The 11,926-nt window shown below is 42.7% G+C and carries 8 protein-coding genes; 4 read left to right on the plus strand and 4 right to left on the minus strand.

What is annotated here, in order from left to right; translation table 11 throughout:
• Positions 1-11 precede the first annotated feature (11 nt).
• The 4 genes from IPM71_05045 to IPM71_05060 all read left to right on the plus strand — a co-directional run bounded on the left by IPM71_05045 (position 12) and on the right by IPM71_05060 (position 8,462).
• Positions 12-533, plus strand: coding sequence for a shikimate kinase (locus tag IPM71_05045; GenBank protein ID QQS52101.1), 522 nt, complete (start codon positions 12-14; stop codon positions 531-533).
• A gap of 300 nt (positions 534-833) precedes the next feature.
• Positions 834-3,980 (plus strand): hypothetical protein, encoded by a 3,147-nt coding sequence (locus IPM71_05050; GenBank protein ID QQS52102.1) that lies wholly within the window; start codon positions 834-836, stop codon positions 3,978-3,980.
• Between the two features lie 2 nt (positions 3,981-3,982).
• A complete protein-coding gene (locus IPM71_05055) occupies positions 3,983-5,371 on the plus strand; it encodes a hypothetical protein (GenBank protein QQS52103.1) in 1,389 nt (462 codons plus the stop codon).
• Positions 5,372-5,384: 13 nt separating this feature from the next.
• Positions 5,385-8,462, plus strand: a complete 3,078-nt coding sequence (locus IPM71_05060) for a hypothetical protein (GenBank protein ID QQS52104.1) — start codon at positions 5,385-5,387, stop codon at positions 8,460-8,462.
• Between the two features lie 18 nt (positions 8,463-8,480).
• Here IPM71_05060 and IPM71_05065 read toward each other — a convergent pair whose 3' ends face one another.
• The 4 genes from IPM71_05065 to IPM71_05080 all read right to left on the minus strand — a co-directional run bounded on the left by IPM71_05065 (position 8,481) and on the right by IPM71_05080 (position 11,922).
• On the minus strand, positions 8,481-9,941 hold the full coding sequence (locus tag IPM71_05065; protein QQS52105.1) for a M48 family metalloprotease: 1,461 nt from the start codon (positions 9,939-9,941) through the stop codon (positions 8,481-8,483).
• 79 nt (positions 9,942-10,020) lie between these two features.
• Positions 10,021-11,226, minus strand: a complete 1,206-nt coding sequence (locus IPM71_05070) for an FprA family A-type flavoprotein (GenBank protein QQS52106.1) — start codon at positions 11,224-11,226, stop codon at positions 10,021-10,023.
• A gap of 128 nt (positions 11,227-11,354) precedes the next feature.
• Entirely contained in the window at positions 11,355-11,600 is a 246-nt protein-coding gene (locus IPM71_05075; GenBank protein ID QQS52107.1) for a hypothetical protein, read from the minus strand.
• 88 nt (positions 11,601-11,688) lie between these two features.
• Positions 11,689-11,922 carry a FeoB-associated Cys-rich membrane protein gene (locus tag IPM71_05080; GenBank protein ID QQS52108.1) on the minus strand — a complete coding sequence of 78 codons (234 nt, stop codon included), beginning with the start codon at positions 11,920-11,922 and terminating at the stop codon, positions 11,689-11,691.
• Between the last annotated feature and the right edge of the window lie 4 nt (positions 11,923-11,926).

The following is an 11,926-nucleotide window of genomic DNA, read 5'->3' on the forward strand; positions in this document are numbered from 1 at the left end:
TTTTTAAAAGAGTGAAAATATACCTGATAGGATATAAAAACAGCGGTAAATCAACTACCGGACGAAAACTGGCCAAGAAACTCGGGCTTACCTTTGTCGATCTCGATGAGTTAATTGGAAAACTCGATGGCCGTACAGTACCTGAAATTTTTTCTCAGGATGGCGAAGATGCTTTCCGAATAAAGGAACAAAAAGCGCTGCATCAAACAGAATCGTTAGACCAGGCTGTCATCAGCACCGGGGGTGGGGTGCCAAGGTTCTTCGACAACATGCAATTTATGAATAGCCATGGGATTACCATCTACCTGAAACTCGATGAGGAAACCCTGGTAGGGCGTCTGAAAAATGCCACACACAACAGACCCATTGTGCAAGGAAAAACGATCGAAGAATTGCACGAATACGTCCGTGATTTGCTTCAACGATTTGAGCATTGCTATCTCTCGGCCCACTATGTAGTCGATGCTAAAAACACTGCCCCGGAAGAATTGATCGCACGCATTCTGAGCACTACTCACGAACTGCTGCCTTAAAGTTCAATTTTCGATCCCATATTTGGTTTTATCTCAAAAAAAGGCAGAAATACACCTGCCCGATTCAGAATAAGCCAAAGCAACCTAAAAATCAAACCCGCAACTAATTCCTTTTACCCGCGTGAAACAGATGCCAATCAAAATACAGTACTTTAGGTACCTGTAAACGGCAATATTTTAATACTTTTAGCCCGATTTCATTGATAACCGTCAGATTTTCGTTTTGAAGTGCATGAAATAAATGACTGCAGATTGAAAATCTATGTAACTTAACGTTCATCACACAAGGATTTACTATTTATGAATCAGATTTACCGGCGACAGGAGCAGATTAATAAAGAGTTTTTACTCCTTGCCGGCTATTCTTTGCTTACTTTCGCTTCCGGTATTTTTCTTTCTACCTTCGATGTGCTGGTGCATGCCAGGTTTATTGAGGTGTTTGGTTACCGCTCTCTGGCGGCTTCCTACATTGTCGGCGGATTTGCAGGGGTATTATTCACCTACTTGTATCCAGTACTTTTTCGAAGAATAAGCACAAGAAATTTAAACCTTTCAATATTCACTCTTATTTTACTATTGGCAGGTACTTATCTGACTTGCAGTTTCTTGTTTACCTCGCGCAACCTGGCATTTTATGGTATGGTGTTGCTCTTTCCTGTAAATGTGCTTATGATGCTTGCGGTATGGCAATTTGGCAGAAAAATGCTAACCCCTATCCAATCGCGCAATATTACACCAAAAGCACGACTGGCCTACCTCGCCGGATTTGCACTGGGAGGACTCATTACCACATTAAGTCTGTATTTTTTCTATTTTCGGTTTATAACCCTTTTTTCGCTAATGGCCCTTACCGGCAGCTGGATGATACATTTAGCCGTTTTAGTGATTCTCCGTAAAAGAAAGTTAATTCGCACGGCTAAAGAAAAATATGTGCCAGTTTCAAACAACATCTTTTTGTTTCTTACCTCTCCACTTTCGAGGTACCTGCTTCTGTTTACCATCCTCTCAGCTATGATTGGCTTCAGCATCCATTTTGTGTTTATTAATCTGGCAGGAGCAGGTTTTCAGAATATCATCGGGGTATCAAAATTTTATGGATTGTTCTTGGCTGCATTAATGGTGTTTATTTATGGAATAGACCGGTTTTTGATAAAAAAAATTCTGTATTCATACGATTCGCCTTATAGCCTTATCCTCATTCCTGCTGTAATGTTGTTTACCCTGGCAGCCAGCATGGTGGCCAATCTCTTTTTCACTGGCTTATATCCACACGAGAATTTTACTCTGTTTTTCCTTTTTCTCACCCTCACTAAAGTGGGCTACGAAAGCCTAAAAGCCATTGTTCAGATTCCCTCATCCAGAACCCTTTATCAAGCCCTCGACATTCGGTTTAAGCAGGTAGCCCACCCGCGCATTGAAGGTTCTGCCATTATGCTGGGACTCGCTTTGAGCGGAGCATTTATCCTGGCGCTTTCCTTTCTAAGGTTCTTTAATCTTAATCTGATCATGTATTGGATTACCCTTCTTACACTGGGTTGGGGTTTTGTGGGCTATAAACTTTTAAAACAATACCAAGCCGATCAGGTTAAAGCTCTGAACCGGTTGCGCTACAAACAAACCATGCTTCTGAGCAAAGACCTTTACCAGGAGCGAATCTGGTCATCTCTTGCAAATTATGATTCCGTAAAAATTAATTGCATTCTGAATACTTTGTCGGAGTTGCATCCGATGGACTTTGAAAAATACCTGATAAGGCTATTGGCACATCCGCAAAAAGAAATTCGACAAGTGATGATTGGCAAAATATTGGAACACCATATTTTCAGTGCCCTTCCAGAACTCAAAAAACTTGAAGAAACAGGCGATGAGGATGAAATGGAGCTACTCAGGCTGGTTGAAAATACATTGAAATTGGAAATGCTCCTACCCAAAAAGCTTTCCGATATGCGCGAATTGACATTAAATGGGAATAAGACTCAAAGATTGAAGCTTGCAAATTCATTACAACAAGAACTGCCGGAAATAAAAGAAGAAATACTTTTCGAACTGATTAAAGATCCTGATCCTGATGTGCAACATGCAGGCATACGCTCCCTGGCACGAAGCCATGAGATTGAGTTTAATTACATCCTGCTCGACTACCTTTACCCTTCGAAATACAATCCATATGCTATTGAAGCTTTATGCAAAACGGGCCATAAAGCCCTGGATTACCTCGAAAGAGAACAGATGCTTCCGGATACACCCGAAATTGTAAAAGTACGTATTGCGCGTGTTTATGGGAAAATGGGTAGCCTGGAAGCCTTGGATAAGATTCTTGCCAATCTTGCTACCCAGGAACAGTTTGTATTGATGCAAAACCTGCAAACACTTATCGATTGTCACTTTCAGGCAAGCAGTGCCAATAAATATAAATTATTAAGTTTCTTTATCAAACAAGCCGGAATCATCACAAGTAACCTCAATCTATACCATTCATCCTGCCGAAAAAAAGGAATGGAGATGGTGGCTGAAGCATACCGGCAGGAAATTGATAAAAACTACGACCTCATCTTTAAACTGCTATCGCTGATTTATAACCCACAAATAATTGCCTCGATTAAACACATGTTGCTTGATGGAAGCCATTCGCAAGTGAACCATGCTATTGAACTGGTCGATACTTACTTCGACGAAGACATCAAACCCATATTTTTTCCACTGGTTGAAAACATCAGTCATGCAGAAAGACTTAAAAGGCTGGAGAACTTTTTTATACAACCCACCCTCAAGCGCGAAGAATTACTCCGTACAAGCCTCACAAGCGATTTTAACGTACTCTCTTATTATCCCAGAGCTTGCGTGATGCTCTACATTCTGCAAAACAAACTTGGGGACTTTGAGGAGGAAATCATTTTTAATGCTTACCATCAGGAACCTCTCTTAAGCGAAACGGCCATCTATGTTCTCCTTCATTTGCATCCACACAGGATAAAAAGCCTTATGCATCAGGACGATATGCACGAACACCTCACTGGGTTGATAAAATCAACCAAAAGTATGGCTATCGATGAGCTCTTTATTTTTCGCTTTATTGAACTCAAGGCTTATTCTGATTTTGCAGAACTCTCTGAGCAGGTAGCACTGCAATTGGCAAGACATGCCCGCAAAGTGGAATTAAAAAAAGGAGCCTCCTTCGATATCTCGCTGTTAGCAAAACAGGAGCGGCTGATAATGACTCAATCTACTGTTTTTAAAGGTGGTAAGAATTGTGTAATTTTGCTGGCTGATAATTTTCTGGATATTAGTTTGCTTCATGCACACGGAATAGATCAGCTTGTATGCGAAAATGCTGCCGAAATGTGGTTGTTCCCCGAATGGTTGGTTAAAAACATGCTGCACGATCATATTGACTTTGCGAACAAATACTTTTTATCAATCGAAAACCTGAAGGTAATCAAAGAATAACTATGAAAGTAAAACAAATATACTTCACAGCACCATCCTCACTTTGCGGTGGGGAATGGCTGGGTATTTTTGTTGAAAAACTAAAAATGGCTTTCGACCGTACCACCCGACAAACCTTCAATTGGGTAGTAAAATCCAATGAAAATGATGACTGGTCGAGAAACATCGCTGAATCGGATTTCTTTATGGTAATACTCGATGCACACGAGAACCACAACGAAGCCTTTTTGAATGAGCTGTATGCCATCAGCGACAACGTACAGAAAAAAGCCGCCAAGGAATTGCCTGCTCATTTTATCTTTAAAATATGCCTTACACCCTCAAAAGATATCAGGCAGCCTGCGCTGTTTCAACCTCTTTGCGGGTACAACTTTTTTGAGTATACCGGACGAAAAGACAACCTGTCAGTTTTCTCCTTCGACGAGCAGGATCAAAATGTAAAAGCCTGGAAACAATTGCTCGATATGGCTTTCGATTTCAAAGAAATATATTCGGCACCCACGACCAAAGAGATGGGCATTGAAATAAACCAAAAAAATATATACCTAAGCCTTTGCACATCAGACCTTCTGGCCGTTAGAAGCGAAATTAAACGCGAACTGCAACACCTGGGGTATAATGTGCTGCCCAAAATAGACCTCATGCATAATTTCAGCGATTTCGACGAAATTGTCACAGAGAACCTCCAGGTATGCTCTAATGTTTTACAACTCGTAGGAGCCAAATATGGCGAAATACCTGCCGATCAAAAAATTTCTGTTTTCGAAAGAGAGAATAACTTGTTTGGTAATTTTCTAAAAAGCAATAATAACCTAACCCGTTTGATCTGGATTCCGGACTCAGTGCGGAACAAAGAACAAAAACAGGAGTTGTATATTAACAGGCTTAAACAAAAAGAAGCGGACCAATCGACCGAAATCATTGAATCGACTGTTGATGAGTTTAAAGAAATTCTAAAATTGCGCCTTTCTGTGAAGCCGGCAGAATCGCCATTACCCAGTTCAAAAGGTGAAGTATACTACATTACCAGTAACCAAAAAGCAGTCGAGTCATTCAAGCAATACATTCTTCAACATAACCTCTCGTTGCAAACACTCGATTTAAACGATAAAGAAAATTTGTATCAACAGCACCTAGAGTTACTTAAGCGTACTAACCATGTAATTATCGATTGGGTTAAGAAAGACCGGCAGTGGCTTAACAGCAAACTCAGCGACCTTATAAAAGCTCCGGGTATGGGCAAAAAACAGAATTTTACCAGCATAGGAATAATAACCAATGGCCTACAACCCGATATCCAGGGCTACAAGTCATGGCTACCTGATATACAAATTATGCAACAGGAGAATCATGAAGAAATAAATAAATTCCTGGAAAAAATCCACGATTAAAGACCCTATCACTATGCAACCCGAATCTAATCAAATACTTCCTAATCCTTTTCCAGGTCTCAGACCATTTACCTCCGACGAAAGCCACTTGTTTTTCGGACGCGAAGGACAAAGTGAAACCATCGTAAATTATCTGTCAGAATATCGTTTTGCAGCAGTAACCGGCGCTTCTGGAAGCGGAAAGTCATCTCTTATTTATTGTGGTGTCATTCCTCTACTTTATGGAGGTTTTATCAGCCAGGCAGGTACCAACTGGAACATACTAGCCGCCAGGCCTGGAAGCAGCCCCATCTGGAACCTGGCAAAAACCTTTGCTAACCTCGAAGCTCAAAACAATGCAGCAACTGACCTTACGGAGTTAAACGAGTATTACTATTCTTTACTTAACCGCCATTCGCTAGGTCTTTCCGATGCCATTCAGCAGGCCTTTCCTGACCAGGAGGCTAATACCCTCCTTATCATCGACCAGTTTGAGGAATTGTTTCGTTACAAAGAAGCCAGGGGAAAAACTGAAGCACACATCGACGATCCAAGAGCATTTATAAAATTGTTGGTGAACATTGTAGAACAAAAGAAACTGCCGGTATATGTAGTCCTCACCATGCGTTCCGATTTTATTGGCGATTGCTCCGATTACCAGGACCTTACTTCGCTGATCAATAAAAGCAACTACCTGGTGCCCCAGATGACCCGAGAAGATTTTGAACAGGTAATCTGTGGCCCACTAAAGGTAAGTGGTTCAGAAATAGAACCCCGTCTGCTCCAGGAAGTACTCAATACCATCGAAAACAATCACGATCAACTCCCTGTGCTGCAACATGTGCTTATGCGCACCTGGGATTTCTGGAAAAAAAATGCAGCCCAATCGCAGAAAAATGCGCTTAGCCTGCGCGATTACCTGGCCGCAGGGAAACTGGAGAACGCTCTTTCGTTGCACGCCAACGAAGCATATAGCCAATTGAATGAAAAAGAAAGGGAATTGTGCAAAACGCTTTTTAAAGCCCTTACCGATAAAGGAATCGAAGGAAAAGGTATCCGCCGGCCAGCCACGGTGGCAGAAATAGCTGAAATCGGACAAGCACAACCCGAAGACATTATTCGGATAGTAGAATTATTCCGACAGCCAGGGCGCTCATTCTTAACTCCTGCCACACCCATTGAGCTAAATTCGAACTCTGTAATCGATATCTCGCACGAAAGCCTTATGCGAATATGGGACAAGCTGCGGGTTTGGGTTGACGAAGAAGCCTCGGCATCGCACATGTACCTGCGTTTGGTAGACCTGGCCGGGCAATATCAATCGGGACGTTCGGGCCTTATGCGTTCACCTGATTTACAAGTAGCACTCAACTGGCGAAAAACACAAAACCCGAACCGTGCCTGGGCCAGGCGTTACAACCCGGCTTTTGAAAAAGCCATGGTATTTTTAAACACCAGCGAGAAAAAATTTCAGCAAGACGAAGAAAGTAAGGTCAAAACTCAACGCCGCGAACTATCCCGTACACGTCGGTTGGCCATATTGTTGGGAGTTATCGCTGTGGCCTTTTTTGCCCTTATGTTTTATGCATACCGGCAAAGTCAGGAAGCAATAGCACAGAAGGAAAGGGCCGAATCGTATGCGAATTTGGTATTGGGTGAAAAAAATGAAGTAGTAGAAAAAGGCCGTGCAACTGAGTACCAGTTGATACGCGAACGCGAGAGGCTCGATTCTCTAACAAAAGCCCGGCAGGATCAATTGCTGCTTACTCCCGAAGAAGATCAGAACTACCAGCTGTTAATCGACGAGGTAACCCGTCGCACCCAGGAACTGGAACAAACAGCTCAGTTGATTGAAGTGGAAAAGAAACAAAACGAGCAACTTGCCAAATCGGCCAAAGAAGAGCGCTCCAAGGCTGAATCGATTGGTAAAGAAGAATTGCGCAAAAGAATGATTGTGCTTTCGAGTGCCCTTGCCGTCAGATCGACTCAGCTCGACGACAAACAATTGGCAGGTTTGCTCGCCTATCAGGCTTATTACATCAACCGTGAAAATGGTGGGCAAAGCAATCATCCCGACATCTACCGTGGCCTCTACAATGCCTTGCGCGAACTAAAAGGTCAACGTTACAATACGCTTCAGGGACATAACAGCCCCATTGTAAGCCTGGTGTTCGATGCACCCCGGAACCTGTTATACAGTGCCGATACCGATGGTTTAGTGAACCGATGGGGCTTTAAGAAAACACCCCAACAGGCAACAAAAATGCTTGAAAATCCGCTTGGCAACACCTGCCTCGATATTACAGGCGATGGCCGGTGGATGGCTACTGGAACTGAAACTGGCGAACTGCAATTGGTAAATACCCAGTTGACCTCCCAAACCCCTCGAACACTGGGAGCACATAAAGGGAAAGTCATCAATGTGCAATTTGTTCCTGGTAAAAATGCCATCATTACCTTAGGTGCCGATAATACGGTGAAATATTGGGATCTGCTTTCGGGCGAAGGAGAAGTAATACTGCGAGACAATTCAGGCTTCACAGACATAGATGCAGCGCCATCCGGACGAAGCATAATCTGCGTTACTGGAAATGGAAAGCTGATACGTTGGGATATTGAAAGTAAAACAAGCGAATTGATTTTTACTCATTCCACTTCGCTGCACTCCGTAGCCTACGATTTCGAAAGTGAGAAAATTGCGATGGGTGACCGTGAAGGTAAGGTTATTCTTTTTAATGCACTTACAGGAAAGCAAATAAAAAGCTTTTATGCACACGGCTCCAGGGTGCTTGATCTGCAATTCAGCCCCGACAACCGCATGCTGGCCAGTTCAGGTCTCGATGGACTTATCCGTATCTGGAACGTAGAGAACCTGAACGACTTACCAATAGAGATTCGCGAACATGAATCGTGGGTAGAATCTGTGGCCTTTAGTCCCGATGGAAAAAACCTGCTTTCGACCAGCAACGATCGGAACACTATCTACATCTGGCCGGTGAAAACAGAAAGCCTGGCCGATGAAATGTGTACCTACCTGACCCGTCAGCTTTCGCAAGCCGAATGGAACAGTTTTATTGGTAACGATGTACCTTACCGAAAAGTGTGCGAATAGATGAATTGTTGTGTTACCTTATTGCTTCCGATAATTTTCGAACTGTAAAATCTTTACCGGCTCGCCTTCTGAGAATGTTTTCTCCGGAGAGATTCCATTCATAAGACAAGTCATATCGATATTCCAACCATTGTTTGTGCGCTGGCTTAGACTTTCGATGGATTCTCCCTCCTGCGCTTTTACAATGTGTAACACTTTCACTCTGATACTGTTTTTTTCCTCTACGGTAAGGGTGCGTATGCTCAAGGCAGTTTCTTTTAATTTCGAAAACTCTGAGTCGAAGGCCACTCCGGCCATCTCGTAGGTAACCCCGTTTAATCTGAACCACAACAAGTGAATACCTGCAGGTTCGGCTCCTGTAGTGTCGGTAAGGGATAGAATATAAGCATCCAATCCATTCATGCTGATTTTTTCGGCCCGCTCAGGTTCTGTTTTATGCTCGGCGCGAATTTTTTCGGCCATCTTCTCGCCAAGTACCTCGGGATCCACATTCTCGCTGGCCAGCCCGAGATAAACCATCCCTTTCTGGTTGGTATCCACAGCCCCACAATAAGTGGGTGTATTGGTATGTTCCCATCCGTCCGGGAATTGCACAAAAAGATCCAGTACAGGGTGCATGAAATTGTTGTCCACAAATACACCATTAGCTGGGTTTTGGCCATAATACATTCCATCGAATTTTTGTAGAAAGGTTTCCCTGTCTTGAGCCAGATCAGGCTTCAGGGTATAGTTTCCTTTGGAAATTAGTTTGTCGATGTTTTTAACCCTGCTGGGAGTAAATGGGTGACTTGCAAAATAGCTGAATTTTTCTTGCTGCCCGGTAAGAAGCTCGACTTCTTTCGAGAGGTTAGTCAGTATGATGCCCAATTGAGCCGGATCATACCCGGCTTTTCCGGCGATCATCACCCCATATTTGTCGGCTTCTGTTTCGTGACTGCGGCTATATTTCGAAAGAAAAACCTGGCTAGTTGAGGCAATTGGTGCATTAATGATTCGACCCAGGTCTTCGCTCACCACGGTGCCAACAATAGCGCCAGGCAATTGTAACAAGGTAGGCAATATGCTTTTTTGCATTTGCTGAACCGAATGGCGCTGCTCGGAATGTACAATCTCGTGACCCATCACAGTGGCTATCTGAGCCTCGTTATTGGCCAGGCATATCAAACCCCGACTTATGTATACATGCCCCCCGGGTAATGCAAAGGCATTGGGCTCAGGCATATCGACCAATAAGAATTTATATTCGAAGAGCGGAGCCTTCAACTGGGCCATCAGTCGGGCGCCAATTTCCTGTATGTAGGCGGTGGCAGGGTCATGGTCATAAATACCAATCTGCTGTTCCACCTGAAGTGCACCTTCTTTTCCCAATTGCTTGTCGAGGTCGGTATTTTGCGCATTACCCAAAAGTGCGACCAGAGTAAACAAGGGTACAAAAATGTATCGAAAATTACTTCGGATTGATTTTACAGTGCGAAACATATATTATGAGGTAATATTGGTTAAATCAAAAATGGTACAATCTAAGCGAAAAGGTTTCTCCAAGGGATACTTAATTATTTTAGTTCAGCCGGGCAGCGAAGTCCTTTCCAAATTCAATTAATTCAGTTTCCTTTTCGTTGGCAGGGGCAAATTTCGAGCGGAAACCTTCCATGACAATATTTAACCCCAGGTTTTTCAGATGATTTTCAATCAGGTTCACCGCCTCGCCGCTCCAGCCATAGGAACCAAAAACGGCCGCTTTCTTATTTTTATCGCGCATTGGCGAAAGCAAAGCAAACATTTTATATACTGGCAACACAGTGTTTTTATTAATGGTAGGAGAACCCACAAGAATGGCATTGCTTTTCACAATTTTCGATTCTAACTCACCCAGCAAAATGTTTTCTATGTCCAACAACTCATACCGACAGTTTCCAGCCTCTTTCAAACCCTTAGCAATATCTTCGGCCATCTGCCGGGTATAGCCATAAGCCGATACATAGGTCACCAACACCTGATGTCCATCGCAGCAGCTCTCTTTCATATAAGCCTCTGACTTTTCTTTCGAACGTTGCACTATTTTTTTCCAGTTCGACCTCAAAATAGGTCCATGGCCTGGACAAACCACTTCAATGTCGAGCAGGGATATTTTATCGATTGCCTTGAGTAAAAAGCTGCTGAAGGGTTTTAGAATGACATCGAAATAGTAATCGAAGGCTTCGAGGTATTCGGGTTGACTGACCAGGTCGTCGAACATTTTTTCGTCGCAATAGTGGGCCCCAAAAGAGTCGCATGTAAACAACACCTTGTCTTCGACCAGGTATGTATAGATCGAATCGGGCCAATGCAAGTTAGGTGCATTGATTACCCGCAAAGTTTTATTTCCTAATGAAATGATGTCGTCGTCTTTTACTGCACAGGCTGTAAAAGGTTTGTTGATAATCTCCTGCAAATAATTAATGGCCACTTTGCTGCCAAAAACTGTGGCATTGGGAGCAAGTTCCAGCAAAGCTGCTATGTTGCCTGAATGATCGGGTTCGGTATGGTTTACTACTATCACTTCTATGGTAGAAGGATCAACCACCGCGCGGACTTTAGCGAGGTACTCGTCTTTTTTCGTAGCTTTGGCACTATCGATAATGGTCTTTTTTTCGGCATCGATAAAATAACTGTTATAGGTTGTGCCATAGCGTGTTTCCATTACAATGTCGAAGGTTTCTAACTCGCGGTCTGTAACTCCAATCCATTGCACTCCTTTTTTCACTTCCAATATCGTATAGCTCATGGTGATTGTATTTCGAATTAAGAGCTACAAAAATAAAAACATTTCGATAGGAAAATGCTTATAAAAAACAAAAGCTGATTGCCAAATAAGGCAAACAGCTTTGTTTAAAAATGAATGTGAAGCTATGATTACTTTCCACCACAGGTTTTAGCACACGAGCTTTTTTCTTTCTCTTTGGTGCATTCTGATTTTTTTTCGGTGCTTGTAGTGGCTTCTTTATTCTCAGCCTTGCTCTCATCAGTTTTGGCGGCTTCTTTTTTGGGTTCTTCTTCAGCAGTAACTACTATAAGTTGCTGATTTGTGATGGAAGCAATAGCTGTGTAAGAGAAAGCTGCTATAAAAGCAAAGGCAAAAGCAAAAATGAATTTTTTCATATTGTAAATATTTTAAGTACAGGAGTAAAATTAAGACTTAAGGTTGCAAGCCCCTGTTAATGGGCTGTTAATGGTTCTTTAAATCTTGTTAACGCACCAATAAGTTATGATGTTTGGATATAGCACCCTTTGAATGTTTGAGTAAGGCTTTATGGATATCCGATTTAGCACTGCAACTGCAATTCCCTCCACATCCGGAGGTTTCTTTTACCCGAATAGTTTTTATCACCGACCATACGGTATAAATTAAAGCTGCCAACACAATTGAAAGCACAATCACATTTTGCAGCTCTACCGAAAAAATTAACCCTGCAGTATTCATTCTT

Source organism: Bacteroidota bacterium (assembly GCA_016699695.1).
Classification (GTDB): domain Bacteria; phylum Bacteroidota; class Bacteroidia; order Bacteroidales; family UBA10428; genus UBA10428.